This window comes from Actinorectispora metalli (genome assembly GCF_056323685.1).
Genome location: NZ_JBREYE010000001.1, coordinates 727,100 through 753,985 on the forward strand (window position 1 = coordinate 727,100; position 26,886 = coordinate 753,985).

The following is a 26,886-nucleotide window of genomic DNA, read 5'->3' on the forward strand; positions in this document are numbered from 1 at the left end:
CGCCTTACCAACCATCATCTCTGACCTGCGACTTTATAGAACATTTCCGCAAAGGTGACCTGCACGCTCGACCCTTTTCGGTACCGTTGCTGTTCGCGGTTGGTCGATGACTTACAGTGCTCATCAAGGGGTTGTGGTGGCGGCGAGACGGCGTGGCTTATTCGCGGAACTCCAAAGGCAGCAAGCCCAGCAGCAGCGCAGAGCTGCTCAGGCGCAGCGCGAGCAGCAGCGGCTGGTCAACCAGCAACTTCGCGAGGCCCAACGGGCCGAACGAGAGCATGCGCGGCTGAGCGCCCAGGCAGAGCGTGAACGCAAGATCCAGTACGCTCAGCAGCGGGTAGCCGAAGCCGCGTCATTGACCAAAGCGGTCCAATCGCGTGCGTCGGAATTGGAATCGGTGCTCATCAGCGGACTGGACCGGCCCGTTCAGATCCCGTTCGAGCAGCTCCGTAGACCGATTCCGAACTCTCCGTTTGAACCCGGCAAGCTCGCGAACCCGATTCCGGCGCCGCAGTGGGAGCAGTTCGCTCCGCCCCCGCCTTCCATGATGACCAGACTATTCTCTGGTGACAGCCACAAACGAGCTGTGGCCGAGGCTGAGCAGCGATTCCATAACGCCATCGCTTCGCACCAGGCGAAAGAGCACCACCGGCAGCAAACACTTGCCTCCGCCCATGCCCGGCACATGGAGGAGCTGCGAGCGGAGCGCGAGCGCGTTCTGCAGATCAATGCAGAGGTCGACCAACTGAAGAACGGCTTCACCAGCGGAGATCCAAGGGCTGTCGAGGACTATCTGGAGCTGGTCATCGAGGCTTCTGATCTGCCTGAAGACGTACCCATCGACGTGGAGGTGGCTTACCAGAGTGAGTCTCGAAGGCTCCTGGTCGTCCGCGAGCTTCCGAACGTCGATGTCGTTCCTGAAGCCCGTGAGTACGTCTATGTAAGGACCCGCGATGAGATAGACGTGCGACCGCGGCCTGCAAAGGACGTCAAGCAGATCTACGGCAGCCTGGTCGCGCAGCTTGTCCTGCGGACGATGCGTGAGGCGTTCGAGGTACGACCGCGTAACCTCATCGACCAGGTTGCCGTCAATGGCCACGTCTCCACACGGAACAAGGCCACTGGCAGACCTGAACGGCCGTGCCTAGTCAGCGTGTCTGCAACCAGGGAACAGTTTGACCAGCTTGTTCTCCGCGACCTTGATCCTGCCCAATGCCTCCGTCATCTCAACGCACTCGTGTCGCCGCACCCCTACGAGCTTGAACCGGTTCGCCCGGTCTTCGATCCCGACCTGTCCAAGTACCGACTAGTGGACGAGGTTGATGCGGCGGCGAGCCTGGACGCGCGCCCAGTACTACTCGAGTTGAGTCCGACCGAGTTCGAACACTTGATTCGGCAATTGTTCGAGGCGATGGGCATGAAGTCATGGACTACTCAAGCGTCCCGTGACGATGGCGTGGACGCTGTCGCGGTGAACGAAGATCCGATCATGGGTGGACTCTGCGTTATCCAGGCCAAGCGCTACAGCGGTGTGGTGTCCGCCGAGGCGGTCCGAGCACTCGCAGGAGTGATGGACGACAAACGCGCAAGCCGAGGCGTCCTTGTCGCCACATCCTGGTTCGGCAAGACCACCCATGATTTCGCTGCCCGCCACGGGCGGATACAGCTCATTGAGGGCACCCACCTCGTTCACCAGCTCAAGGAACACCTCAATCTCGACGTAGTGATCGGCCAGCTCAAGCGCCGCAGCAGGAGTTAACTGTCCACAGTCACAGGATCGGATTCGGTCGCCTGCGTCGGAATGACCGTCCCAAGGTCCACTGGAGGCGTGGTGGGCTGCCAGAAGGCGGGGTCGCTTTCGACGACGAGGCCGGTGTCGAGGCGGACGCGGAGCATTTCCTTGTCGAAGCGGGCGAGTTCGGATTCGCGGTCAACGAGAGCCTTTTCCGCCTCGTCCAGCTTTTCCTTGGCCAGTTTGTAGGCGCCCGCTCCGGCGCGGGCCTTGCGCAGCAGCTCGATTCTGGTTATCGCCCGTTCCACATTGAGGAAGGCGAGTTCGAGTTTGGTGTCGGCTTCCTCGCGGGCCTGCTGCCGGGCCGCGCTCTCCGACAGGACCGTGCCGACCAGGCCGGACGGCAATGTGACGGTGAAATGTTCTCCGGTGGCCATCAGGATGTCCTTGGCCAGCTCACATCGGTCCCCAACGTCCATTGCGGTGCTCCCAATCACGAGTCGTACCCCATCCCAGAAATCCAGAACAGAACGGGCAGCGCAACCCCAATGGCGTTCTTTCACCCCGTGGGAATAGCTGGGCTAGCCTGCGGGGTATGGGGGACGGCGGCGCGGTGCGGCGGGTGTGGCGGCTGCTCGCCGGGATGAGCGTTGGCGCGGTGACCGCGCTCGTGGAGCTGGGTTGTCTGCCCGTGCTGCCGTTCGCGCGCCGGTTCGCGCCGGTGGGCGCGGGTGTGCGGCGGCTGAGCGAATGGGACCGCCGCCGAGTGGCATGGGCGTTCGGTGGGCAGAGCTCCGCCGACTACGGCACCGGTCAGGCCGTGAAGTACCTGGCGCTGCGGCTCTGGGTGGGTCTGCTCGGCGGCGGTGTGCTGTTGCTGCTGGTCTACGGGGTGTTCGCGGTCGCCGCGATGCTGCTGGCGTGGCTGCGGGACTCCGGGGTCACGCTGTTGGACGAGCCCGCCGGACGGGTCACCGCGGGCACCGTGCTCGCCGTGGGGCCGCTGGGTGTGGTGCTGCTGTTCCTCAACATCATGGGCTTCATCGGCGTCGCCGAACTGGAACGGCGGCTGGCCGGGCGCTACCTCGGACCGAGCGAGACCGAACTGCTGCAGCGGCGGGTCAGCGAGTTGGCCACCAGCCGGGCGGGCATCGTGGCGGCGGTGGACGCGGAGCGGCGCCGCATCGAACGCGATATCCACGACGGCGTGCAGCAGCGGCTGGTGGCGTTGGGCATGCTGCTCGGCCGGGCCCGCCGCCTGGACGGCACGCGGCGGGACGCGCTGCTCACGCAGGCGCACGAGGAATCACAGGCGGTGCTGCACGATCTCCGCGAGGTCGCCTGGCGGGTGTATCCCACGGCGCTGGACCAGTTGGGGCTCGCGGACGCGCTCGCCGCGGTGGCGGAACGATCGCCGGTGCCGGTGCGCATCCGCCATGAGCTGCCCGAACGGCCGCCCGCGTCGGTGGAGACCGCGGTGTACTTCGTGGTGTGCGAAGCGGTGACGAACGCGGCCAAGCACGCCGACGCCACCACCGTCGAGGTGACGCTGAGCAGGCGCGGGACGCTGATCGTGGTGCGGATCGCCGACGACGGGCTGGGCGGTGCCGATCCGGCGGGAGCCGGGTTGGCGGGGCTGGCCCGGCGGGTGGCGGCGCTGGATGGAACGTTCACCGTGGACAGCCCGACCGGCGGGCCGACCACCCTGACCGCGGAGTTGCCGTGCGCGTGATCCTGGCCGAGGACTCCACCCTGCTTCGCGAGGGGCTGGTCCGGCTGCTCGCCGAGGAGGGCCACGAGGTGCCCGCGGCGGTGGGCGATGCGGCCGCGCTGCTGGCCGCCGTGGCCGCGCACCGCCCGGACGTGGTGGTGACCGATGTCCGGATGCCGCCGACGCACACCGATGAGGGTCTGCGGGCGGCATTGGAGATCCGCCGCCGTTGGCCGGACACCGCGGTGCTGGTGCTGTCGCAGTACGTGGAGAAGCGGTACGCCGCGCAGCTGCTGGCCGACGGCTCCGGCGGGGTGGGCTACCTGCTCAAGGACCGGGTCGCGCAGGTGGAGGAGTTCCTCGACGCGCTGGAGCGGGTGGGGGCGGGCGGTGCGGCCTTCGACCCGGAGGTGGTGCGACAACTGCTGGCCCGCACCACCCACCGCGACCCGTTGGAACGCCTCACGCCCCGGGAGCGCGACGTCCTCGACAGCATGGCGCAGGGCCACACCAACGCCACGGTCGCCGCGCGCCTGCACATCTCGCAGAGCGCGGTGGAGAAGCATGTGAACGCGATCTTCGACAAGCTGGGCCTGTCACCCGGCGAGGGCTACAGCCGCCGGGTGTTGGCGGTGCTGCGTTACCTGGAGTCCTGAACTCGGGAGCGGCGCAGCCCGGCGATGACGAAGCCGATGATGGCGAGCAGCACCCCGACCACGACGGCCTTGCTCAGCACGTCGGTGTAGCGCTGCACGAGACCCCAGTTCTCGCCAAGGCCGTAGCCTGCCAGCACGAACACCGTGTTCCAGATCAGACTGCCCAGCGCGGTGTAGCCGAGGAAGGCGCCCATCGGCATCCGCGACACCCCCGCGGGCAGCGAGATGAGGCTGCGGAACAGCGGGATCATGCGGCCGAAGAACACCGCCTTCGCGCCGTGCCGGGCGAACCACGCCTCGGTTTTGTCCACGTCGGACAACCGCACCAGCGGGAGCCGGGCGGCGACCGCGCGGACGCGGTCCCGGCCCACCAGCGCGCCGAGGTAGTACAGGACCACGGCGCCGACCACCGAGCCCAGCGTGGTCCAGAAGATCGCGCCCGCCAGGCTCATCGCGCCGCGGCTGGCGGCGAAACCGGCCAGCGGGAGGATCACCTCGCTGGGGATCGGCGGGAACAGGTTCTCCAGCGCCACCACGATGCCCGCCCCCGGCGCGCCGAGCGCCGCCATGATGTCCGTGACCCACCCGGCCGCGCCGTCGGTGGTCACCTGCGTTTCGTTCATGCCCGAAACGCTAGGAACGCCAGGGCTTTCCAACCATGAGGTGCGGCGCAGAGATCACCTGCGGAAAACCACACCTACTCCCGGACCCACACCGCCAGCGGCCGCAGTCCCTCGCCGCGGGCGGCGAGCAGGTGCGGGCGGGTCTCCCGCCACAGCAGCTCCATGACCTTGGTGAGCTGCGCGGCGAGCCGGATCGCGTCCTCGGCCTGCTCACCCGCCAGGTCCACCAGCCGTCGGCGCAGGTACTCCTGCCGAAGGTCGGCGGGCGGATGCGTGGTGATCCGCTGGTGGTCCTCCTCACCGGTGTCCAGCAGCGACACTCCACGCTGCACGATCGACATGACGGTGAAGTACAGGTCCGCACCCGCGTAGGACAGGCTGAGGTCGTAGCCCTCGTCGAGCTGCGCCCACAGCATCAGCGGCAGGCCGACCGCGTCGGCAGCCAACTCGTCGCGCCAGCTGTAGAGCAATTGCTCGGGGATCTCGTCACCCTCGACAACCCCGTCGAATTGCGCCACCGGCTTACGCTCGCCGAGGTGCTCGAGAATGATGTGCCCGTATTCGTGGCCGAGCGCGAACAGCTCCATCGAGTCACGCAGCGACTCCGACAGCCTGGTCAACTCCTTGCTCTGCATGTACTGCGGAGCGTTGCCGGGTTGCCCGGTCACGATGTAGGCCAGCACCACTTCCCGGAACCGCCGGGTGATCTCCGGTTCGGCCCGCAGCCGCGCCCGCAGCTGTTCGTCGTCAACGCCGAAGGTGTAGGCGCCGTCCTCGGCGCGGCTCATCGGCAACGTTTCGGCCAGCGCCTTGGCGGAGAGGTGCGCGAACAGCAGCAGTTCCCGCTCGAAGGCCACGATGTATTCCTCGCTGCCCGGCACAACCAGCGTCATGGCGTTGACCTGCCCGGAAGGCATGGTGGCCAGCAGTGGCCGGGGTGGCAGCTCGAAGCCGCGGTCCGCGGCTGCTTTCTCGAGTCGGGCTGCCAGCGTATGAAGCCAATGGATGCTCGTCGCCGATTCGTATCGGCTCACCAGAGGCTGAGCGGCCACCGCGGCGAAATAGCTGTCCACACCCTCCTGCAATCGAGCGATCTCCTCATCGGAGAGGCCCTTGGTGTGTTCGGCATAGAATTGCTTCACCACCGACGGGTGGATGCCCCGGCGAGCCGGATCGGGCAGTTTTTCGCCGACGCTGTCGTAGACGGCTTTCTGCAGGCTTTCCAGGAACCGGCCTGCTTCCGGCGAGGCCATCAGGACAAGTCTGGTTTGGTGGGCAGCGATTCGACGTGGGTGACCGCCCGGTCGCCCACGGCTTCCTTGGCCGCCTGCGCGATCGCGTCCACACTCGCCTCGCCCAGTCCGCTCACCACCTCGCGGACGACGTCGATGACCTGCCCGAACAGCCCTCGCGGCTCCTTGACCTCGACGGTGACCTTGCCGTCCTCGGCGTAGATCACGATCAGGCCGTAGATCACGTCGGGCGAGCGGTACACGGCGCGCGGTGCGCCGGGCCGCAGGTCGATGACCTGACCGCCCTTGTTCTTGTCCAGCAGGTAGACCACGGTCGCCACCGACATCGCCCCGCCGAGCAGGATCAGGGTGGCGGTGAGCACCGGCTCGATGCCGTGCCGCGGCAGTTCGGTGACCGTGACGCCGTGCTCGGCGGAGACGGTCTTGGCGAAGGCGACGTCGACGCGGTCCACGACCACGATTTTCTGCAATTGATCCCGTTCCGACATGAATCAGCTACACTTCCCCAAGCCGTTGCCCATACGTGGCAAACCCAGATTCCCCCGGATGCCGTAAAACGCTAACCACCAGCGTAGCGGCCGGCTATAGGCCTTTCCGGGGAATGCCGGTCACAATTGCGCATAAGCTAAGGCGCGAGGTTCATCGCATAGGCGCCGAGAAGCAGTTTCACGCAGAATTCGGCGAGTTCTCCGCGATCGGCCCGCAGCGTACCGTCCAACCAGCGGCTGAACAGGTTGGTCAGCGCGCCGATCACGGCCATCGAGGTCATCTCGCGTTCCAGTTCGCCGACGCCCGCGGGCAGCTGCTCCAGGATGAGCTGCGAGAACGACGGCAGGGTCTCGACGCCGCGCCTGCTCAAGGTGGGGTCCGCCAAGGGTTCCAGCAGCAGGATGCGCCCCTTGCGCGGGTCGGAGGCGAGCAGTTCGATGAACGCCGCCACCGCCGCCCGGATGATCGCCATGGTGTCGCGGCCCGCGGCGGCCACCGCGGCCGAGAGCACACTCCTGGCCTCGTCGGCGACCTCGTTGTAGACGGCGACGACGAACTCGTCGCGGTCGGCGAAGCTCTCGTAGAAGTAGCGGTCGGTGAGCTTGGCGTGCCTGCACACCGAGCGGACGGTCACGGCCGCGCTGCCCTCGGTGCCGAGCAGCGCGATCCCGGTGTTCAGCAACTGTTCCCGACGGGCCGCGCGCCTGGCCTCCAGCGTGGTGCCGCCCCAGGTGGGGCGCTCCTGAGCAGACAACCTTCCCCCCCTATTGACGACAGCTGTCCTCAATTTTACCCTGAGGACACCTGTCCTCAGTTGGCGAGAAACACGATCGGGGGCCTGACCAGTGACCCAGGACGCGGCTGTGAATGTGTCCGCCGAACCGATCCCGCTCGGCCCCGACTCCCTGACGTGGAAGTACTTCGGCGACTGGCGTGGCCTGCTCACCGGCCTGTGGGCGGGCGCGATGCAGAACATGCACCCCGAACTCGGCGCGGGCGTCGAGCAGTACTCCAAGTTCTTCACCGAACGCTGGCAGCGGCTGCTCCGTTCGCTGTACCCGATCGGCGGCGTGGTCTACGACGGCCCGCGCGCCCCCGAGACCGCGCTGCAGGTGCGGGGCTACCACAACCTGATCAAGGGGGTGGACGCCAAGGGCCGCCGCTACCACGCGTTGAACCCGGACACCTTCTACTGGGCGCACACCACGTTCTTCATGGGCATCGTCAAGTACTGCGAGTACTTCGGCGACCGGCTCTCCGAGGCGGACAAGCGCACGCTCTACGCCGAGCACATCCAGTGGTACTCGCTGTACCGGATGAGCCTGCGCCCGGTGCCGCCGACCTGGGAGGCCTTCCAGGAGTACTGGCAGCACATGTGCACCGAGGTGCTGGAGGTCAACAAGGCCACCCGCGACGTGCTGCGGCTCGACACCCTGGCCAAGCCGCCCGCCCTGCGCCTGCTGCCGGATTTCGCCTGGACCCCGCTGCAACGCCACATCGCCCGCAACTTCCGCTGGCTGACCATCGGCATCTTCGACCCGCCGATCCGGGAGAAGCTCGGCTATACCTGGTCCGAGCGGGACGAACGCAGGCTGCGGCGCCTCGGCAGGGCCGTCGCCCTCGGCTGGCGGCTGGTGCCGCGCCGGATGCGCTACCACCCACGCGCCAAGGCGGGCATGGACCGGGTGGCGGGCCGGATTCCGGCCGACGCTCCCCTGGTGGAGACGCCCGCACGCAACCTCCCGCCGGTGTCCGAACGCGACAAGCCATGGCACTACACCGGCAACCATTGATCGCCGCCCGCTTCCAGCATGTTTGACCTCAAGATAACTTGAGGTCTTAGCGTTGGCGCCAGATGGCCGGGGTCGGACAAATCAGTCGTAAAATGTCGGACCTCCGCCATACCGTGTCACCAACGCTGCGAGCAGCCGTGCCTGCCTCGCTGTACGGCTGGAGGGGAAGCGTCATGAGCATGGAAATGGCCGCGTGGACCTCGCTTTACCACGCGATGCACCAAACCGACGACAAACGACCGTTCTCGAAGGCGACGCTGCGGCGGATCGCGAAGTTCGCCGTCCCGCACCGCAGGCCGTTGACCGGCTTCCTCGTGCTGTCCGTGATGACCGCCGTGCTTGCCGTGGCCACCCCGGTGCTGGCGGGCCGGGTGGTGGACGCGATCGTGCACAGCAAGCCGCTGAGCATCGTGCTCGGCATCGCGGCGGTGATCGCGGTGATCGCGGTGGCCGAGGCGGGGCTGGGGCTGCTGGTCCGCTGGCTGTCGGCCCGCATCGGGGAGGGCCTGATCCTTGACATGCGCACCGCGGTCTTCGACCACGTGCAGCGGATGCCGATCGCGTTCTTCACCCGTACCAGGACCGGTGCGCTGGTCAGCCGCCTGAACAACGACGTGATCGGCGCGCAGCGGGCGTTCTCCGACACTCTGTCCGGGGTGGTCAGCAACTTCGTGGCGTTGATCCTGACCTTGGTCGTGATGCTCAGCTTCTCCTGGCAGATCACCCTGCTGGCGCTGCTGCTGCTCCCGGTGTTCGTGATTCCGGCACGCCGGATGGGCAGCAAGCTGGCCCGGCTGGAGCGGGAGGCGGCCAACCACGACGCCGCCATGAGCACCCAGATGACCGAGCGCTTCTCCGCGCCCGGCGCCACCCTGGTCAAGCTGTTCGGCCGCCCGTCCCGGGAGTCCGCCGAGTTCGCCCTCCGGGCGGCGCGGGTGCGCGACATCGGCATCCGCACCGCGATGCTGCAGTGGGTGTTCATCACCGCGCTCACCCTGGTCTCGGCGCTCGCGCTGGCGGTGGTCTACGCCCTGGGCGGCTTCTACGCACTGGCGGGAGAGTTGGAGGCTGGCACGGTGGTGGCGCTGGCGCTGCTGATCACCCGGCTGTACTCCCCGCTGACAGCGCTGGCCAGCGCCCGCCTCGAGGTGATGACCGCGCTGGTGAGCTTCGAGCGGGTCTTCGAGGTGCTGGACCTCAAGCCGCTCATCAGCGACCGCCCCGGCGCCCGTCCGGTGCCCGCGGGCCCGGTGTCGTTGGAGTTCGACTCGGTGCGCTTCGCCTACCCGTCGGCCGACAAGGTCTCGCTGGCCTCGCTGGAGGAGGTCGCCGCGCTGGACACCCGCGGCGGCGTCGAGGTGCTGCACGATGTGTCGTTCCGCGTCGAACCCGGACAGCTGGTGGCCCTCGTCGGCTCGTCGGGCGCGGGCAAGTCCACCATCGCGCAGCTGGTGCCGCGTCTGTACGACGTGGACTCCGGTGCGGTGCGGCTGGCCGATGTCGACGTCCGGGAGCTCACGGCGGAGTCCATCCGCGACACCGTCGGCATGGTGACCCAGGACGGGCACCTGTTCCACGAGACGATCCGCGCGAACCTGCTGCTGGCCCGCCCGGAGGCGACCGAGGAGGACCTGTGGGAGGTGCTGCGCCGGGCGCGGCTGGCGGACCTGGTCGAGGGGTTGCAGGACGGGCTGGACACGGTGGTCGGCGAGCGCGGGTACCGGCTCTCCGGCGGTGAGCGGCAGCGGCTGACCATCGCCCGGTTGCTGCTGGCCAGGCCCCGGCTGGTGATCCTGGACGAGGCGACCGCGCACCTGGACTCCACCTCGGAGGCCGCGGTGCAGGAGGCGCTGGCCGAGGCACTCGACGGCCGCACCGCGCTGGTCATCGCGCACCGGCTGTCCACGGTGCGTGCGGCCGACCTGATCCTGGTGGTCGAGGCGGGCCGGGTCGTGGAACGCGGCACGCACACCGAGCTGCTCGCCCTCGGCGGGCGGTACGAGGAGCTCTACCGCACCCAGTTCGACACCGCGGCAGGCGAGCCCGCCGCAGTCTGACGCACGGCACGTGGCGGCCGCCCTCGCAGCGAGGGCGGCCGCCGCCGCGTCAGGCCACCTCGCCTTCCAGGGCGCGTGCATGGCCCGCGTACTGCTGGGCGAGCACGGTGTCCAGCACACGGTGCAGCGCGCGCTGGTAGTCCTTCAGTGCGCGCCTGCCGAGCAGGGTGTCCATGAAGTTGGTGAACGCGAACAGGCCCTCGTGGTGCCGGAAGAACCAGGTGCGGGCGTCGCTGGTGTTGCTGACCCGCAGCATGGTCGTGGTGTTCCACCGGTGGTCGTGCTCGCCGTGCGGAAGCTTGCGGTAGTCCAGATAGGACACATGCGTCTGCGCGCCCAGCGGCCGGAAGGTGTGCATGCCGCGGGGGTTCTGCGAGCCGAAGCGGTCGAACAGCGCCGACAGCGGCACCCCGGCGGTGCACAGCGCGGACCGGAAGTTCTCCTGCGCCTGGCCGATCAGCAGCGGGAACTGCTCGGCGGTGCCCGCCTCGATCTCGATCGGCAGCAGGTTCACGAACCAGCCGATCGCGTTGCGCCACTGCTCAGCAGGCCGGTCCGCCACCGGGACCACGACCCGCAACCGGTCGGCCCCGGCGATCTCCCGCAACGCGATGGCGGTGACCGTGAGCAGGCCGCTGAACATGCCGCCGCCCAGCGAGCGGCAGTAGGTCTCGAACAGTTCGGTCTGCGGTGCGTCGAGCAGCTTGATGGTGTCCAGCCGCGCCGGGTACCACTTGCCTGGCACGCCGCGCAGGTCCACCGGGTAGTCGGTGAAGATGTGCCCGTTGCGGGCCACGAAGCCGTCCCACAGTTCGGTGCGCGGCTCGTGTGCGGCCAGCGGGCGCTGGTCGAACTCGGCGCGCTGCTCCGCGCCGAAGTCCAGGTAGCTGCCCACCTCGGGCAGGACGGGCTCGACTCCCGCCGCGAGCGCTTCGTAGGTGGTGCCCAGTTCGTAGGCGGTGATCGCGGTGGACATGCCGTCGGTGATCGCATGGTCCTTGGCGATGTAGGCGACGGACTTGTGCTCCCCGATGACCACGCCCATCACGTACAGGGGGCCCGCGATCAGGTCGATGCCGTTGTCGATGCGGTCGACCAGCACGCGGCGGATGTCCTCCGGGTCGTCGAAGTGGCCGAGGTCCACCTCGTCGAAGGCAACGGCCTCCGGGGACAGCACCCTCGCCCGCAGCCCCTCCAGCCCCATGGTGAACTCCGCCCGCAGGCACTCGTGCCGTACCGCGAGCCTGCGGAAGGACTCGGCGACCAGCGCCGGGTCCAGCAGCCCGGGCAGTTCGATGGTCGCGCCGAGCCATACGGACAGCGGCCCGTCGATATCCCGCGCGATCGTGGCGGCCTGTTCGAAATAGAGCTGCTGAGTGGTCGACGGGGTTTTGTCCGCTTCAATGGGATTCGCGCAGTCCAGCCGGGAAGACGGCCGGATCGTCCATTCCACGATGCGACCGGCGGGGAAATCGACGTCGACAAAGGGGAGCATTTTCATGTTCGTCACCGCATCTCGGGGCAAGCAGGGGAACCCGAGCTCTCACCAAACGCGCACACCGCTTTTGCGCACGAGAGTGCTAGGGATGCTTTCGGATGTACCCGGGTACTACGCCGTCCGGGTGCAGGGATGCTACGACAAGCGGACAGACCCCGGCAATGTGCAAGATCACACAGATTTACACCGACCCGGCGGGGCGTTCCGTTTAACCGTCGGGAAAGCACACCGATTCGCACTTTTAACAGTCTGGCAATTCCATACGAAGACATACCCGAACAATCCAGTGCAAAGCGGACACAAAATCGACGCCTGGATTGCGCCGGGTAAACGTTGGCGTGCAGGCGCCATCACGGCTGTGCGCTAGTCTTCCGCGAATGCATGTCGCGATGGCGGTTCCCACGGCATTCGGGCACGTCAACCCCACTCTTCAGCTGGTGCGGGAGCTCGTCGCACGAGGTCACCGAGTGACCTACGGCACTGGCGAGGCAATGGCGGCGGTGGTGGCCGAAAGCGGTGCGGAGCCGCTGACCTTGCCGACCATCCTCCCGGAAATCGAGCCGGGCAGGCAGTCGTTCCCGGTGGAGGTTCTGGTCGCCGCGTTCAGATCATTTCTGGCGGAGGCGAAAGAGTCCGTTCCGCTCATGGTGGATCATTACCGCGCGGATCCGCCGGACGCGGTGTGTCACGACGTGGGCAGCTTTGCAGGCCGAATCCTCGGCGAGGCTCTCGGCGTTCCCACCATTGCGATGTTCCCCACATTCGCATCCAACGAGCAGTTCTCGATGGAGACGGCGACGATCTCCGAGGAAATACTCGTCGACCCACTGATGCACACGTTCCGAACGGAGCTGGACGAGTTCGCGGGCGAGTACGGCTTCAGCTTCGGAATGGAACGCCTCACCGGCCCGGTGAGTAGGCGGAACCTGGTATTCCTGCCACGCGAGTTCCAGATCGCGGGCGATACCTTCGACGATCGGTTCTCCTTCGTCGGGCCGCTGATCCGTGCGGACGATAGCAGTTGGTCACCACCCGCCGATTCGGTGGTGTTGATCTCGCTGGGCACCCTGTTCAACAACCAGACGGCGTTCTACCGGACCTGCCTGGACGCGTTCCGCGACGGGCGGCACCACGTGGTGATGGCCATCGGCCACGCGGTCGACCCGGCGGATCTCGGCCCGATCCCGCCGAATGTGACGGTGGCGGCCCACCTTCCACAGACCCAGGTGCTGCGGCACACGTCGGTGTTCGTCTCGCACGCGGGCATGAACTCCACCATGGAGTCGCTGGCCGCCGGGGTGCCATTGGTCTGCGTTCCGCAGATGCCCGAGCAGGACATCAACACCTTCCGGGTGGTCGAGTTGGGCCTCGGCGTGACAGTGGACTCGGCCGCGGTGACGGCCGCACGGCTTCGCTCGGCGGTCGACCTGGTCGCCGGTGACCGGCTGATCAGGCAGAACGTGCAACAGCTTCAGAAAGTGATCGCCAACTGCGGCGGCGCGGGCGAAGCCGCCGACGCCGTGGAGGAATGGGTCTGTCGTTAACCCGACCGCCGCGCTGCTGGGGTTTCCCCCGACCCGGCTGAGTCCGCCGGTCCATAACGTCCGTCGAGCACCCTCCCTATAGCCCCACGACGAGTGAAGGGGCTCGGCATGTTCGAACGAAGGGCCGCCGTCGTGGCGACCGTCGTCGGCGTCCTCACCGCATCGGCCATCACCGTCTCACGCTGTCCGGCTCCGACCCGGTGGCGTCGGCGGCGACAACCACCGTGGCCGCGAGCGCGGACACCTACGTCGACAGCGGTGCGGCGGGTACCAACTTCGGTACCTCCGGCCGGCTCGATGTGGACAACTCCCCCATCAAGCGCATGTTCCTCAAGTTCAACGTCAGCGGTGTCGGCGGCACGGTCAGCAGCGTCAAGCTGCGCGTGCACACCGACAACGTGGCAGGCGCCGCCTCCCTCAGCGGCGGCACGTTCAAGCGCATGACCAACACGACCTGGTCCGAATACCGCCGGAAGGTGGCGGTGCGAGATGTGAGCCTTGCGGCATGGATCTACAGCTTGCCGACAAGATCGCGGTCGTCACCGGCGGGTCGAAGGGCATCGGCCTTGCCGTGACCCGCACCCTCGTCGAGGAAGGCGCCAAGGTCGTCGCCGTCTCCCGCAAGATCAGCCCCGCCTTGGCTGAGCTTGTGGGCCCGAACCTCCACCACCTCGCGGCGGATCTGATGGACCCGGCCGCACCCGCCGCCGCGATCAGCCACGCGGTGGCCGACTTCGGCGGACTCGACATCCTCGTGAACAACGCGGGCGGTCCGCCGCCCGGCACGGCGCTGCCCCGCTTCTCCTTCCTAGCCCTGACCGACGAGGACTGGCACGACATGCTCGAGTTCAACCTGCTCTCGGCGGTCAGGGCGATCCGCGCCGCGCTCCCGCACCTCCAGCGCCGCGGCGGCGCGATCGTCAACATCTCCTCCGCGGTGGCCCGGCAGCCCTCGGCGGTCAACGTCGACTACAGCGCGGCGAAAGCAGCCCTGACCAACCTCACCAAGGCACTGTCCGCCGAGTTCGCGCCGCAGGGAGTCCGCGTCAACACCGTCTCCCCCGGCCCGGTGCACACACCGTGGTGGACCGACGAAGGCGGCGCCGCCGACATCTTCGCCGCCCACGCGGGTTCCACCCGCGACACCGTGCTCACCGAGTTGGCGCCGCAACTGATGAACCTGAGCACCGGCAGGTTGGCCACCGCACAGGAGATCGCCGACGTCGTGGTCCTGCTGGCGTCGCCGCGCTCGGCGAGCACGACAGGTGCCGACTTTTCGGTGGACTCGGGGATGCTCAAGGAAGTCTGACTTGAAACGCAGCTTCCGATCCTGGCGATTCACCGAAGGACAGTTCGGCAAGGCGAGCGGAGCGGGAACGACGGCTATGACGACGACCCGCAGTTCCACTACAGCTGGGACGACACCGTCCCGAACCATGCTGCGCCCAAGCCAGGAGACGTGATCGCCTTGTGGGATAAGGAGATTCTCCTCGGCGCGTCGGTGATTGAAGCCATCGATCACGGACGACAACGCAACGACCTGCATCGATGCTCGAAGCGCGGCAAGGCGAATATCAAGGCGCGGGCCACCATGCGCCCGGTCTACAAGTGCTACGCATGCGGGGGTGTCTTCGCCGCACCCGTCACCTACAGCCAGGAGGTCAAGACGTACCGAACGCGTCACAACTCAGGATGGGTGGACCTCGCAGGCCAACTCACGGGAAATCAGCTACGCCAGTTGTGCCTACATCCGAAGTCACAACTCAGCATGCGTCAGCTGGATTACGTCCGTTTCCGCGAGGCCGTGCGCTCGTTGCCTTTTCCGCCTCCGCTGTCGCCGATCGAGGCCGCCCTCGAAAGCCTGATCAGCGGACACCGCAATCGATTGGTCCGGGTGCGGGTCGGACAAGGCTCCTTCCGCCATCGACTACTCAAGCAACAGGGTCACATCTGCGCGTTCACTGGTGCGGCACCCGCAGGAGCACTTGAAGCAGCCCACCTCTACAGCTACGCGGCAAACGGAGTCCACCACGATGAAGGTGGTCTGCTGCTGCGTCGGGACATCCACAGCCTGTTCGACCTCGACCATCTCGCCATCCGTCCGGCAGACCAACTGATCGACGCCAGCGAGGAAGCACGACAGTACGCCGAGTACCGCCGTCTGCACGGCGAGCCGCTGTTCACGTCGCTTTCCGAGCGCCATTTGGGTTGGGTGCGCGCCCACTGGTCGATGCACCGGGCGGCATCATGATCGGTCGCCCACGGCAGGGCGGGTGAACGACGATAGCTGCGCGCACAGGTCGGCGACGGAGTAACTACGAGTGCGATCGTGACTTGCCGGGTATCGGCGGGTGGGAGGCGGTGGGGCGGGTGGGACTCGAACCCACGGCCAAGGGATTATGAGTCCCCTGCTCTAACCGGCTGAGCTACCGCCCCAGAGAACAACTCAGGGCCAGTCCGTTGCGGACTGGCCCTTTATGCTGTTCTGCTCCTCCAGCTGGACTCGAACCAGCAACCCTTCGATTAACAGTCGAATGCTCTGCCAATTGAGCTATGGAGGAATGTTCACTTGGCCTGTCAGAGCTGCTCACCCCGACGACGTGTAACTCTAGCGCATGCTGGGAACCCGGTTACAGCACCCCCCGCCGCGTCGACAGGGACGGCGGGCGGGGTGACCGAACAGCTCCGAAGATCGCTGGAGGACAACGTGATGAAGGCGTTCCTACTGGGTATGGCCGCCGGATACGTTCTCGGCACGCGCGCAGGGCGGGAGCGCTACGAGGACCTCGTACGGACTTACAAGTCGCTGGCCGACCACCCCACCGTGCAGGGTGCGGCGGGGGTTGCCAGGGCCAAGTTCACCGAGATCACCGGGATGGGCAAGGAATCGGGGGCTGAGCACCGCGCGGTGCCCAGCCCGCCGCCCGCCGCGACGTCGAGCACCACCACGACGCCCGCTCCGCGCAAGGCCACCACCGCCGCCACGAAGAGTGGCTCAGCGGTGACCGACGGCAAAGATGCGTCGGAACGGAAGCCAGGTGCCGCCGTCAACCCCACGCGGGTAGGCGGCAGCTAACCTCGGCGCCAGTTCGGCTCTGAACTGCGCCCAGTCCGCGTCGCCCAGTGCCTCGCGGACTGGGCGCAGTGCTGTGCCGGATACCCAGTCCAGGACGGGGTTCTCGCCCTCCAGCCGCTGGAGGTAGGTCGTTTCCCACACGTTCGCGTGCCAGCCCGCGCTGGTGAACAGGTCGCCGTATTCGGCGGGCTCCGACTGGGCGCTGGGGACCAGGTGGTCTAGCGGCACCAACGGGCTCCACCGAGGCTGCCGGACGAGTTCGTGGATGATCGTGTGGGTGGAGTCGCGGTGATTGCCCGGCACCTGCAGGGCGAACCAGGCGCCGCCGGGCATAGCGGTGAGCCACCGACGCAGCAACTCCAGGCGTTCGGGCACCCAGTGCAGCACGGCGTTGGTGATGACGACATCGGTGTCGTCTGCGGGCATCCAATCCCGGATGTCGGCGATCTCCGCCGCGACGCCCTGGCTTCGTGCGGCGGCGACCATGTCGGGTGAGGAGTCCAAAGCCGTCAGCCTGCCACGCGGCCAGCGCTTGGCCAGCAGGGTGGTGAGGTTGCCGGGGCCGCAGCCCAGGTCGACCACGCCACGCGGGTTGTCCGCCTTGACCTGGGCGAGCAGGTCGTGGAATGGCCTGCCGCGCTCCTCCGCGAACTTCAGGTACTCATTCGGATCCCACATGGCCCCTCCAGTTAACCAAACCGTACGTACGTATTGTGAACAGGAAAGTGCCGTGGAGGCAATCCGCGCGAGGTAAGGGCATTAGCCGTTCACGGGTTGTGAATCGCGGGGATGCGTTCGGCGGCTCGTGCTGCCACGTCGGCGAGCACGGCTTCATCGGTGCCGGGGTCGGGACGGACTTGAAGTTGCACCCCGTCGCGGCCGACGATCCGGCGCTGGACGAACCAGGCGCCGCCGCCGGGAAGTTCCTGGTAATGGCGGGCGGTGATGGAGCCGGTGACCCGCGCGTGCACCACATCGGGCACGGTGGCCGCGCGGTCGAAGGTGAGGCGCCGCGGCGGGAGGTCGCGCAGCAGCACCGCCGCGCCCGCGGCGCCGGTCTGCTCGGCGATGATCAGCGTCAGCGTGTCGGCGTTCCAGGTGGCCTTGCTGACCAGGTGCCAGTCGACCCGGCGCATGCCCTGCGGCTGCCGGCACCACAGGCCGTGGCTGGTGGCGACGGCGTGGCCGCCGCCTCGCACGTCGGCGACGGCGAGCACTCGCTCGGCTGCCTCCAGGTCGAGTTCACAGCCCTTGGGCAAGCGGTCGCCGAACAGGCGGGAGAACAGGCTCATCGGGACTGCCATTCGCCGATGGCCTGGTTGCGCAGGGCCTTGTGGTACTCCTCGAACGCGACGAGGTCGCCCCAGAGCGCGCGGTAGTCGTCGGGCTGTTCCACCGGGGACAGCCGCTGCAGGCGGGACTTGATGTCGGCGATCTGCCTGCCGACCAACTCCTTCTGCAGGCCTGCCAGCACCGCCTCGACATAGCGGGCGTCGTGCTCGTCCTTGGTGGGCAGCGTCTCCACCGCCAGTTCGCTCACCAGCGTGCGCACGGTGCCGAACCGGCAGTGCTCGCTGACCGCGTCGACCAGCGCGGGGCCGGACAGCCCGCTTCCGGTGCCGCCTGCGGCGCGGATGGCCTGGTGGACCACCAGGTAGGCCTCGTCGGTGAAGGCTTCGTCGGGCAGCGCGTCGTACACCGGGCCCGCCATCGCGGGCAGTTGGAGGGCGGCTTTGAGCACATCGCGCTGAGCGCGCAGCCGGGGGTCGCGGCGGTCGGGCCGCGGTGGGCCGTCCACGTCGACGGCCAGCGCACCCTGGTTCGGGTCTGGGGTGGGTAGGCGGCGGTTGGTGCGGGGTGTGGGGGCGTTGCCCGCCTCCTCGCGGACCCTGCGCAGCACCGTCGGCACGTCCTCCCATCCGACCCAGCCTGCCAACTGGCGGGCGTACTCGTCCCGCAGCGACACGTCCTTGATCCGCGATACCAGCGGCACCGTGCGGCGCAGTGCCTCCACCCTGCCCTCGGCGGTGTCCAGGTTGTGCTCGCCGAGCATGGCCTTGATCGCGAAGGTGAACAGCGGCTGCCTGCGCGCCACCAGGTCGCGGACGGCGACCTCACCCTTGGCCTGGCGCAGCTCGCAGGGGTCCATGCCGTCGGGGGCGACCGCGATGTAGGTCTGTGCGGCGAAGCGCTGCTCGTCGTCGAACGCCTTGAGCGCGGCCTTCTGGCCCGCGGCGTCACCGTCGAAGGTGAAGATCACCTCACCGCGGAAAGCGTCGTCGTCCATCAGCAGCCTGCGCAGCACGCCGATGTGCTCGCCGCCGAAGGCCGTTCCGCAGGAGGCCACCGCGGTGGGCACGCCCGAGGCGTGCATGGCCATCACGTCGGTGTAGCCCTCCACCACCACGGCCTGCCTGCGTTTGGCGATCTCCCGCTTGGCCTGGTCGAGACCGAACAGCACCGTCGACTTCTTGTAGATCGGCGACTCGGAGGTATTGACGTACTTGGCCTGGATGGGGTCCTCGTCGAACAGCCTGCGGGCGCCGAAGCCGACCACGTCGCCGCTGAGGTCCTTGATCGGCCACAGCAGCCTGCGGTGGAAGCGGTCGATCGGGCCCTGTCTGCCCTCTTTGGACAGGCCCGCGGTGTACAGCTCGGACAGCTCGAAGCCGCGGCCAAGCAGGTGCTTGGTGAGCTTGTCCCAGCCCGCTGGGGCGAAGCCGCAGCCGAAGGTGGTGGCCGCGGTGGCGTCGAAGCCGCGCTCGGTGAGGAATTCACGCGCCGTCTTGGCGTCGGGGGTGCCCAGCTGTTCGGCGTAGAACTCGGCGGCGACCCGGTGGGCGTCGATGAGCCGGGAGCGCGTGCCGCGGTCGCGCTGCACGCTGGAACCGCCGCCGACGAAGGTGAGCCGGACGCCGACCCGGTCGGCGAGCTTCTCGACCGACTCGACGAAGCTGAGGTGTTCGATCTTCATCACGAAGGCGATCACGTCACCGCCCTCGCCGCAGCCGAAGCAGTGGAAGGTGCCGTGCGTCGGGCGAACGTTGAACGACGGCGACTTCTCGTCGTGGAACGGGCAGAGTCCCTTGAGCGCACCGCCACCTGCGCGGCGCAGCGCGACGTACTCCCCCACCACGTCGTCGATCCGGCTGCGCTCGCGTACCTCGGCTATGTCGCTTTCCCGGATCCGTCCTGCCACAACAGCGGAGTGTACTGAGGTCACAGTGTTCGGCGGCGGCCGCAGGTGCAGGATGGGCACTGTGCAGCACAGCTTCGAGGAACACCGCGGTCATCTGTTCGGCGTCGCCTACCGGATGACCGGTTCGGTGGCCGACGCGGAGGACGCGGTCCAGGAGAGTTGGCTGCGCCTGAACGGCCTCGGCGACGTCGAGCGCGCCGCGCTGCGGGACCTGCGGGCCTGGCTGACCACGGTCGTCGCGCGGCTGTGCCTGGACCGGTTGCGTTCGGCGGCGGTCCGCAAGGAGAACTACGTCGGCTCCTGGCTGCCGGAGCCGCTGGTGGCGCGGCTGGGCGAGGGCGAGAACCCGCTGGACTCGGTGGTCCGCGACGAGGAGTTGCGGATGGCGGCGATGGTGGTGCTGGAGTCGCTGACCCCCGAGCAGCGGGTCGCGCTGGTGCTGCACGACAGCCTGCAGATGCCCTTCGCCGAGATCGCCGACGTGCTGGGCTGCTCCTCCGCCGCGGCGCGGCAGCACGCCTCCCGGGCGCGCAAGGTCGTCGCGGACGCCGATCCGCCGCGCCGCGCGCCGCTGGCCGAGCAGCAGGAGATCCTGGACCGCTTCATGGCCGCCCTCGCCGAGGGCGACGTCCAGGGCGTGGTCGCGTTGCTGCACCCCGACGTCGTCGCGGTGGGCGATGGTGGCGGCCAGGCCGCGGCGGCCCGCCGCCCCATCGTCGGCGCGCAGGCGGTCACCCAGTTCTTCCTCGGTCTGATGCGCATCTACCGACAGCGCATCGGTTCGCTGGAGAACGTGCTGATCAACGGCGATCCGGGGGTGGTGTTCCGGCTCGCGGAGGACGCGAAGGCCACCCGCAAGCCCACCGATGTCGGTACCTCGGTGTTCGTCGTCCGCGACGGTCGCATCGCCGCGATCTACAACACCACCAACCCGGACAAGCTCATCGGCGTCTGAACCGCCTTGATGGCGGGCGGCGGCCTGCGCGTCCGCGAGGCCTGGTTTGGTCAGTGGTCGCCGGTGCTCCGCCGATCAGTTGGCGACGGGATAGGGGACGCGGCAGGCCGCACCCGAGGTGAAGCCCTGATCGGTGATGCCCAGGGCGTGGTTGTAGCGGGCGCGCAGGTTCTCCATCGCGATGGCGAAGGTGAGCTCCACCAGGCCCTTGTGCCCCAGCCTCCGGTCAAGCTCGGCGACCTGCTCTTCGGTGACCGTCATGGGTTGGTTGGTCATGGCCTCGGCGTAGGCGAGCACGAGCTTCTCCAACTCGGTGTAGTGCGCCGAGTTCCGGTAGTCGTGGATCTCGGTGAGCCGGTCGATGTCCAGGCCGTCGTGCTTCTGCAGCATGGTGCCGAAGTCGACGCACCAGGAGCAGCCGACCTGGACGGCCACCTGGTAGTAGGCCAGTTCGATCAACGCCTTGGGCAGCGTCTTCTGCGACCGTTCCGCACCCGCCTCCGCGATGGCCATGCTGACCATCAGCCTCGGGTGGTTCGCGGTGACCGCGAACGGCTCGGGCACCGCCCCGAAGCGCTTCTTGGCGAACCGGTAGAGCAGCCGGACCACCCAGCCTGCGTCCTTGGTGGGAACCGCGGGGATACGAGGCATCTCGTCCTCCTGTGAAGTCGTGTCATCAGGAGGACGAGCCGCCGAGCGGATTTGTGACAGCGCAGGTCAGGGGTTGGTCACCCGGGCCATGAAGTAGATGGCTCCGGTCTCGCGGTGCTGCACCAGCAGCAGGAACGGCCGGTCCACGTCGACCTGGACCGGCTGGTCGGGCAGGGCCATGCTCAGCCGCATCACCATCGCGGTGGCCGCGGCACCCTCCATGCCCTCCTCGTCGACCCGCAGCACGGCCTCGTGCACGGCCGCGGACACCATCAGCGGCACCTCCCCGGTGATGCCGGAGAGGTCGGCCTGCTCGGTGAACAGCTCGTTCACGCCCACCTTGCCCAGCACCCGGTCCAGGTCGTAGCGGCCCTTGATCTTCAGCTTGGGCAGCCGCAACTCGACCTTCTGCAGCGACGGCGCGTCCAGCAGCCGCCGCAGCACCTCGGAACTGAGCCTGCCCTCCGCTTCGGACAGTTCACCGTCGGGCAGCAGCACCGTCGCGGTCACGCCGCCGTTGGCGGGCAGCGACACCACCTGCCAGCCGTCGGTGTGGGCGTAGCCGAGGTCCTCGGCGAGTTGCATGGTCTGCACGTCGCGGGTGCCGCGCCGGGTGTGGAAGGGACGCAGCAGGGTGCCGCCGCGTTGGAAGCGGTGCCGCCAGCCGGTCTTGAGGTACAGGGCGTTGACCAGTGCGGCGACCGTGAGCTTCTCGATCGTGCCGGGCTGGAGCAGTTCCGGGATGAGCTGTCGCGTGGTTTTGGCGACGTCGGCGTTGATCAGCCTGCGCGCCGACTCCGGGTCGTGCTGGAAGGGCGCGAGCTGGGACGACCCGCCCGGCCAGGCCACCAATTCCGCCGAGTAGGCGTCCTCCACCGGCACGTCGTCCCTGATCCACAGGGTGTTGGACACGGCGAGCACGGCGTCGTCGTCGGCCAGTTTGCCCGCCTTGTTGAGCAGCTCGGCGTGCCGCCCCAGTCCGTCGTCGTCCCCGCCCGCGATGAGCGCCAACAGTTCCTGGCGGGTCTTGCCCGCGGCGCCGGTCGCGGTCAGTCCCAGCGCGCTGGCCACGGACACCGGCGACCAGCAGAGGTCGTCGTCGGCCGTGCCCAGGGCCCGGTGCAGGGTCAGGGCGAAATCCACGTGCTCGGTCACTCGGCCTCCAGGGTTTGCGGTGTACCCGCTCCCCCTGAGGACGGGAGCACGCGGGCTATGGGTTGCGTCGGGAGTCCGGGAGCCGGATGTTCGTCGGCGGCTTCGGATCGGGTTTGGCACCCGCTCCGGCCACCGGGCCGACCGGGAGCGGCCTGCGGGGTTCGCGAACCCCGGCGGCACCGCCGCCCGACTCACCACGGCCTCCACGGTTCGTCACGCCTGCGGGAACCCGCCTGCGGAACAACCGGCGAAGGCGCGAGCGCAACGCACGGAGCAACCCTCTCGCCATAACCCCGAGTGTGCCACTCGAACGAGTGTCGGCGTCGGTTTTCGCTGACAGCATGCGGATTGACCTGTTTGCGGACATCCCGGTTCGCGAAGCAGGCCGCGGGACGGAGGTGCACAGAACCATTCTTCGCAAATAGACATCGCCACAAACGATCGATCTGATGCGCCTGCACCGCTACCGATCCCGGACTGGCCATCGCGACTGCCTGCTCGTTCTGCCCGGTCGGCCTACTGCTGCCCCATCACGGACCTGGTCGGATCGCCGGCATCGGTCGGACAACCAGGCTGGTCCTCGCCGCACCCTCAGGCCATGGGGAGATGTCGCCTGCCTCCATGAATCGGTTCCGCACTCCGCGACTCCGCCGCTGTCGGGCCTGGCTAATCAGATTGGTGGCAGCACAGTTCGCGGTGCCAGCGGAATGCCTGGAAGTCGGTGAGCAGACTGACCTGGTCTATGACCACCCGCAGGCGGGCGGCGTCGTCGGTCGCGACGTCCCAAGCGGGACGGAACGACGGGTCCAGGGCGAGCGGCGCGCGTTCGGTCAGCGTGTGGACCAGGTCGGTGAGCAGTTGCCGCTGTTCCAGCTGCACCTCAAGGCGGCGCGGATCGCTCATCACGTACCGCAGCGCGACCGCCTTGAGCACCGCGACCTCGGCCGCCACCTGCGCCGGGATCTGTAGGTCGGCGGCGTACCGGGACAGCGGCTCCGCGCCGTACTTCGCCCTGGTCGCGCCGACAGCGGCGGAGGCGAAGCGGCCGACGAGTTCGCTGGTGAGCCGCTTCAACGCCACCGACGCCGCGAGCGAACCGTCGTACTCCCGCTCCACAAGGCCCGCCACCGCCTCCACGTCGAGCAGCCCCTCGGCAGCGGCCTCCAGGTCCGCCGCCGACTCGACGCCGAACGCCTGCGCGGCAAGCCGCGCGATCGCGGCCCGCTCCCCCGCGTCCGCGAGCGTGGGCAGCGAGATCCGACCGGACACCACCCCGTCCTCGACGTCGTGCACGGAGTAGGCGACATCATCGGACCAGTCCATGATCTGGGCTTCCAGGCACCGTGCCCCCGCGGGCGCCCGGCCCCGCATCCACTCGAAGACACTCAAGTCGTCGTCGTACACCCCGAACTTCCGCTCGTTCACCTCCCGCGTCCACGGGTACTTGGTGGAGGCGTCCAAGCTGGCTCTGGTGAGGTTGAGGCCGCGTCCGAGCCCGTCGGCGCCCAGGTACTTGGGCTCCAGCCTGGTGAGGATGCGCAGGGTCTGCGCGTTGCCCTCGAAACCACCGCAGCCGCGCGCGATCTCCGCCAGCGCGTCCTCGCCGTTGTGCCCGAACGGCGGGTGGCCGATGTCATGGGCCAAGCCCGCGGTGTCCACGACATCGGGATCGGCACCGAGTTCCTCGGCGATGCCCCGGCCAATCTGGGCCACCTCCAGCGAGTGGGTCAGCCGCGTACGCGGCACGTCCCCCTCCCCCGGCCCGACGACCTGGGTCTTCGCGGCGAGCCGCCGCAACGCGGCGGAGTGCAGCACGCGGGCACGGTCCCGCGAGAACGGGCTGCGGCGGGTTCCGTCGCTGCCGGGCAGCGCCGCCGTCTTCGGTGCCTCGGGCAAAAGCCGCTCGGCGTCATGCTCGGTGTAGCCGCTTTTCACCACACCAGCATGTCAGCCCAACCCGTCGCCGGTCCCCTCGGCCGAGGCATGCGTGAACCGGTAGTACAGCAGCGCCGCCGTTTCGCGCAGGATGTACCGGATCTGCCGGATCCGGGTCTGCACGACCGGTCCTCGCCGTGTCGGCGAGGTCCAACTCTCCAGCCCGGCGTCCCGGGCCATGGTGCGGGCCCGCAGCGAATGCCACGGATCGGACACGATCACCGCCGAGTTCCAGCCGCGCCGCTGTGCCTCGGCTGCCACGGCCTGCAGGCTGCCGAGGGTGTCGGCGCCCGCCCCGACCGCCACGACTCTGGAGGCGGGAACGGCGTTCTTGGACCTGCCGGAGGTGCGTTCGGTGCCGAGCAGCCACTTCCGGCCTGCTTCCGCCTCGGTGTACTTGTCCCCGCTCTGACCGCCGCCGACGGTGACGATGGTCTTGGCGACCTCGGTTTCGAACAGCCGCTGAGCGTGTTGCAGCCGCGCCTCGAACACGTCCGATGGCCTGCCGTCGTACTGCGCCGCGCCGAGCACCACCACCGCGTCGACCGGTTGCCGCTCATCGGACCGCGCGACCTGCCACACCCGGAACGAGGTACCGCCCACCAGCAGCAACCCGATCATGACGGCACCCACCACCGCCCGTCTGACCAACCGGACCGACATCGATCCGGACGGCGTCAGGCGCATGCTCACCACCCCATGGTCGCAGACCCGGTTACCGCTGTCTGAACACCCGGTTGCGTGTCCACCACCCTGATTCTCCCCACCCGCGCATCCGACAGCGAGGTAAGGCCCGCGGATAGCGGAGTGAATACGTTTCGGCCGAATGAACGTCGCCGGATGTGCTCAGGCGAGTTGCCACGATTCTTTCTCCGTTCCTGGGGCGTGCAGACGGGCCGGGAAGGGGATCAGCGGAGCAGGCGGGAAGCGAGGCGGCGCCGGTGGGCCGTGGGGTGCGCGGTCGGCGAGCGAGATGACGTTGGCTTCGGTTTCGCCGGGCTGTGCCGCATCGGAGATGGCTCCTTTCAGAGTGGCGGGGTGGTCGATGAAGCCCCGGAGGATTTCGCGTGGCAGCCAGGAACCTCGGGCTTGGGGCGCCAGCATCGCCAGCAGCGCCGGTGGGGTTCCGGCGCCCCGGGCGATCGCGGCCGCCAGCAGGATGCGGACCTCGGCGGCGATGCAACCTCCGAAGGACGAGGTCTTGGTGTAGGTGAGGCGGCGGCAGGCGTCCAAGACGGCCCTGGCCATGGGGACGGCGGGGATCGCGGCGATCGGGCAGGGCTCGGGCATATCTCGGGTGCGTTCGATGTGGACGAGGTCGTTGCCCGCCGGATGGCGGCGCGTCGGGACGAGGACGTGGACGGAGGTCGTGGCGGGTGGGGGAACCACGCGGTGCAGAGCCAGCGCGTCCAGGCCTGTGATGGCCGCGTCGGGGCCCGCGTGCAAGTGGGCGGCCCGCATCAGGTGCAGTGGCCCTGGGGGCGCGTGACTGAGCAAGACGATGCCGGGCAGCAGGCGCTGCCACGGACCGCCCGGTTTGCAGCGGCGGGAGATCGTGGACGCGGTGAGTCCGCTCGCCACCAGGTCCGAGGAGCGAGCTACCGCGTAGGGGAAGCGGTGGGGCAGGTCGGGCTGTGAAGGGGTCATGGGTCCAGCCTTCGCCGTCGGCGGGGGCGAAACCAGCAGAAGATCGGAATCTGTGGATGGCCGGGGGTCCTGTGGATAACACGCCGAAAACGAAGGAGTGATAGGGCGGGAGTGTCGGGCGGGTCTGGTAGGGGGCGCCGGCAGGATTCGGGGCATGGGCGCACCGGAACCGACGATTCTGGCCACCTCCGGCGGGTGGCGCCGCGGCGGCAGGATCACGCTGGAGTTCGGACCGCTGATCCACCACGCGCTGGAGCTGTCCGGGGTGGACGGTCGGCGGCCGAGGCTGTGTCACATCGCCACCGCGGGCGGCGACCAGCGGTACTTCAACGCCTTCGTGTCCGAGGCGGGCGAGCACGCGGGGGTGGAGGTGAGTCACCTCAACCTGTTCCCGCAGCCGCCGACGGCAGACCTCGCCGACTACGTGGGACGCAACGACGTCGTGTGGGTCGACGGGGGTTCGGTGGCCAACCTGCTCGCCGTGTGGCGGGTGCACGGCCTGGACGCGGTACTCCGCAAGGCGTGGCTGGACGGGGTGGTGCTCGGCGGGGTGTCGGCGGGGTCCATCTGCTGGTACCTCGGCGGCTCCACCGACTCCTTCGGTCCCGAGTTGCGCATCGTCACCGATGGGCTGGCCATGCTGCCCTACGGCAACGGCGTGCACTACGACTCCGAACGCAACCGGCGACCGGTCATCCACGCGGCCGTGGCCGCCGCCCAACTGCCTGTCACACACTGCACCGACGACGGCGTCGGCTTGCTCTACCGAGGCACCACGCTCGTCGAGGCGGTCGCCGAACGCCAAGGCGCGGGCGCCTACCAGGTGGAACGGTCGGCTGACGGCAGCGTCACCGAGCATCGGCTGGACGTGCGGCGCCTGCCCGGATGAGAACAAACGGTTCCGCGCAGAGC

General features: G+C 68.3%; 26 protein-coding genes and 2 tRNA genes. 12 read left to right on the plus strand and 16 right to left on the minus strand.

What is annotated here, in order from left to right; all coding sequences use genetic code 11:
* Positions 1-136: 136 nt before the first annotated feature.
* Positions 137-1,759 carry a restriction endonuclease gene (locus tag ACU6XJ_RS03285; RefSeq protein WP_476306765.1) on the plus strand — a complete coding sequence of 541 codons (1,623 nt, stop codon included), beginning with the start codon at positions 137-139 and terminating at the stop codon, positions 1,757-1,759.
* Here ACU6XJ_RS03285 and ACU6XJ_RS03290 read toward each other — a convergent pair.
* A complete protein-coding gene (locus tag ACU6XJ_RS03290; protein ID WP_476306767.1) occupies positions 1,756-2,211 on the minus strand; it encodes a hypothetical protein in 456 nt (151 codons plus the stop codon). The two genes, ACU6XJ_RS03285 and ACU6XJ_RS03290, sit on opposite strands and share 4 nt — an antisense overlap.
* Positions 2,212-2,327: 116 nt before the next feature.
* Here ACU6XJ_RS03290 and ACU6XJ_RS03295 point away from each other — a divergent pair, with 116 nt between their 5' ends.
* Positions 2,328-3,464 (plus strand): sensor histidine kinase, encoded by a 1,137-nt coding sequence (locus ACU6XJ_RS03295; RefSeq protein WP_476306769.1) that lies wholly within the window; start codon positions 2,328-2,330, stop codon positions 3,462-3,464.
* On the plus strand, positions 3,455-4,099 hold the full coding sequence (locus ACU6XJ_RS03300) for a response regulator (protein ID WP_476306771.1): 645 nt from the start codon (positions 3,455-3,457) through the stop codon (positions 4,097-4,099). The genes ACU6XJ_RS03295 and ACU6XJ_RS03300 overlap by 10 nt, the downstream gene beginning before the upstream one ends.
* On the opposite strand, the gene ACU6XJ_RS03305 is transcribed toward ACU6XJ_RS03300, so the two are convergent.
* The 4 genes from ACU6XJ_RS03305 to ACU6XJ_RS03320 all read right to left on the minus strand — a co-directional run bounded on the left by ACU6XJ_RS03305 (position 4,084) and on the right by ACU6XJ_RS03320 (position 7,218).
* Positions 4,084-4,722: a DedA family protein gene (locus ACU6XJ_RS03305; RefSeq protein WP_476306774.1), complete on the minus strand. Its 639-nt coding sequence runs from the start codon at positions 4,720-4,722 to the stop codon at positions 4,084-4,086. The genes ACU6XJ_RS03300 and ACU6XJ_RS03305 overlap by 16 nt on opposite strands.
* A gap of 74 nt (positions 4,723-4,796) precedes the next feature.
* The gene (locus ACU6XJ_RS03310) at positions 4,797-5,975 is read right to left on the minus strand and encodes a M48 family metalloprotease (RefSeq protein WP_476306777.1); all 1,179 of its coding nucleotides are present in this window, start codon (positions 5,973-5,975) and stop codon (positions 4,797-4,799) included.
* A complete protein-coding gene (locus tag ACU6XJ_RS03315; protein ID WP_476306778.1) occupies positions 5,975-6,463 on the minus strand; it encodes a hypothetical protein in 489 nt (162 codons plus the stop codon). The genes ACU6XJ_RS03310 and ACU6XJ_RS03315 overlap by 1 nt, the downstream gene beginning before the upstream one ends.
* A gap of 137 nt (positions 6,464-6,600) precedes the next feature.
* On the minus strand, positions 6,601-7,218 hold the full coding sequence (locus tag ACU6XJ_RS03320) for a TetR/AcrR family transcriptional regulator (protein WP_476306780.1): 618 nt from the start codon (positions 7,216-7,218) through the stop codon (positions 6,601-6,603).
* 115 nt (positions 7,219-7,333) lie between these two features.
* On the opposite strand from ACU6XJ_RS03320, the gene ACU6XJ_RS03325 reads away from it, so the two are divergent.
* The gene (locus tag ACU6XJ_RS03325) at positions 7,334-8,257 is read left to right on the plus strand and encodes an oxygenase MpaB family protein (protein ID WP_476306783.1); all 924 of its coding nucleotides are present in this window, start codon (positions 7,334-7,336) and stop codon (positions 8,255-8,257) included.
* A 173-nt stretch (positions 8,258-8,430) separates the two neighbouring features.
* Positions 8,431-10,314: an ABC transporter ATP-binding protein gene (locus tag ACU6XJ_RS03330; RefSeq protein ID WP_476306785.1), complete on the plus strand. Its 1,884-nt coding sequence runs from the start codon at positions 8,431-8,433 to the stop codon at positions 10,312-10,314.
* 49 nt (positions 10,315-10,363) lie between these two features.
* On the opposite strand, the gene ACU6XJ_RS03335 is transcribed toward ACU6XJ_RS03330, so the two are convergent.
* A complete protein-coding gene (locus ACU6XJ_RS03335; RefSeq protein WP_476306786.1) occupies positions 10,364-11,815 on the minus strand; it encodes a condensation domain-containing protein in 1,452 nt (483 codons plus the stop codon).
* A 386-nt stretch (positions 11,816-12,201) separates the two neighbouring features.
* On the opposite strand from ACU6XJ_RS03335, the gene ACU6XJ_RS03340 reads away from it, so the two are divergent.
* The 4 genes from ACU6XJ_RS03340 (at position 12,202) to ACU6XJ_RS03355 (ending at position 15,607) form a co-directional block, all read left to right on the plus strand.
* Positions 12,202-13,356, plus strand: a complete 1,155-nt coding sequence (locus tag ACU6XJ_RS03340) for a macrolide family glycosyltransferase (protein WP_476313783.1) — start codon at positions 12,202-12,204, stop codon at positions 13,354-13,356.
* A gap of 200 nt (positions 13,357-13,556) precedes the next feature.
* Positions 13,557-13,931, plus strand: a complete 375-nt coding sequence (locus ACU6XJ_RS03345) for a CBM96 family carbohydrate-binding protein (protein ID WP_476306788.1) — start codon at positions 13,557-13,559, stop codon at positions 13,929-13,931.
* Complete coding sequence (locus ACU6XJ_RS03350; RefSeq protein WP_476306789.1) at positions 13,862-14,665, plus strand: SDR family NAD(P)-dependent oxidoreductase; 804 nt, start codon at positions 13,862-13,864, stop codon at positions 14,663-14,665. Before ACU6XJ_RS03345 ends, ACU6XJ_RS03350 begins: the two co-directional genes overlap by 70 nt.
* Before the next feature lie 150 nt (positions 14,666-14,815).
* Complete coding sequence (locus ACU6XJ_RS03355) at positions 14,816-15,607, plus strand: HNH endonuclease (protein WP_476306791.1); 792 nt, start codon at positions 14,816-14,818, stop codon at positions 15,605-15,607.
* A gap of 111 nt (positions 15,608-15,718) precedes the next feature.
* On the opposite strand, the gene ACU6XJ_RS03360 is transcribed toward ACU6XJ_RS03355, so the two are convergent.
* A tRNA-Ile gene (locus ACU6XJ_RS03360) sits at positions 15,719-15,792 on the minus strand.
* Positions 15,793-15,844: 52 nt separating this feature from the next.
* A tRNA-Asn gene (locus ACU6XJ_RS03365) sits at positions 15,845-15,917 on the minus strand.
* A gap of 110 nt (positions 15,918-16,027) precedes the next feature.
* On the opposite strand from ACU6XJ_RS03365, the gene ACU6XJ_RS03370 reads away from it, so the two are divergent.
* Positions 16,028-16,432 (plus strand): hypothetical protein, encoded by a 405-nt coding sequence (locus tag ACU6XJ_RS03370; protein WP_476314108.1) that lies wholly within the window; start codon positions 16,028-16,030, stop codon positions 16,430-16,432.
* Here the strand turns inward: ACU6XJ_RS03370 and ACU6XJ_RS03375 are convergent.
* From ACU6XJ_RS03375 to dnaG, 3 genes are all read right to left on the minus strand, one after another.
* Positions 16,352-17,110, minus strand: a complete 759-nt coding sequence (locus tag ACU6XJ_RS03375) for a trans-aconitate 2-methyltransferase (RefSeq protein ID WP_476306793.1) — start codon at positions 17,108-17,110, stop codon at positions 16,352-16,354. The genes ACU6XJ_RS03370 and ACU6XJ_RS03375 overlap by 81 nt on opposite strands.
* Before the next feature lie 89 nt (positions 17,111-17,199).
* On the minus strand, positions 17,200-17,724 hold the full coding sequence (locus ACU6XJ_RS03380) for a hypothetical protein (RefSeq protein ID WP_476306795.1): 525 nt from the start codon (positions 17,722-17,724) through the stop codon (positions 17,200-17,202).
* Positions 17,721-19,631: a DNA primase gene (gene dnaG / locus ACU6XJ_RS03385; RefSeq protein ID WP_476306797.1), complete on the minus strand. Its 1,911-nt coding sequence runs from the start codon at positions 19,629-19,631 to the stop codon at positions 17,721-17,723. The genes ACU6XJ_RS03380 and dnaG overlap by 4 nt, the downstream gene beginning before the upstream one ends.
* A gap of 52 nt (positions 19,632-19,683) precedes the next feature.
* On the opposite strand from dnaG, the gene sigJ reads away from it, so the two are divergent.
* A complete protein-coding gene (gene sigJ, locus ACU6XJ_RS03390; RefSeq protein WP_476306799.1) occupies positions 19,684-20,586 on the plus strand; it encodes an RNA polymerase sigma factor SigJ in 903 nt (300 codons plus the stop codon).
* A gap of 75 nt (positions 20,587-20,661) precedes the next feature.
* On the opposite strand, the gene ACU6XJ_RS03395 is transcribed toward sigJ, so the two are convergent.
* The 5 genes from ACU6XJ_RS03395 to ACU6XJ_RS03415 all read right to left on the minus strand — a co-directional run bounded on the left by ACU6XJ_RS03395 (position 20,662) and on the right by ACU6XJ_RS03415 (position 25,974).
* Complete coding sequence (locus ACU6XJ_RS03395; protein WP_476306800.1) at positions 20,662-21,237, minus strand: carboxymuconolactone decarboxylase family protein; 576 nt, start codon at positions 21,235-21,237, stop codon at positions 20,662-20,664.
* A 66-nt stretch (positions 21,238-21,303) separates the two neighbouring features.
* Complete coding sequence (locus tag ACU6XJ_RS03400) at positions 21,304-22,392, minus strand: serpin family protein (protein WP_476306801.1); 1,089 nt, start codon at positions 22,390-22,392, stop codon at positions 21,304-21,306.
* A gap of 666 nt (positions 22,393-23,058) precedes the next feature.
* On the minus strand, positions 23,059-24,327 hold the full coding sequence (locus ACU6XJ_RS03405; RefSeq protein ID WP_476306802.1) for a deoxyguanosinetriphosphate triphosphohydrolase: 1,269 nt from the start codon (positions 24,325-24,327) through the stop codon (positions 23,059-23,061).
* A 12-nt stretch (positions 24,328-24,339) separates the two neighbouring features.
* Complete coding sequence (locus tag ACU6XJ_RS03410) at positions 24,340-25,014, minus strand: YdcF family protein (protein WP_476313785.1); 675 nt, start codon at positions 25,012-25,014, stop codon at positions 24,340-24,342.
* Between the two features lie 159 nt (positions 25,015-25,173).
* Positions 25,174-25,974, minus strand: a complete 801-nt coding sequence (locus ACU6XJ_RS03415; RefSeq protein ID WP_476306803.1) for a hypothetical protein — start codon at positions 25,972-25,974, stop codon at positions 25,174-25,176.
* A 154-nt stretch (positions 25,975-26,128) separates the two neighbouring features.
* Between ACU6XJ_RS03415 and ACU6XJ_RS03420 the strand changes: the two genes are divergently transcribed.
* Positions 26,129-26,863, plus strand: coding sequence for a Type 1 glutamine amidotransferase-like domain-containing protein (locus ACU6XJ_RS03420; RefSeq protein WP_476306804.1), 735 nt, complete (start codon positions 26,129-26,131; stop codon positions 26,861-26,863).
* Positions 26,864-26,886 lie beyond the last annotated feature (23 nt).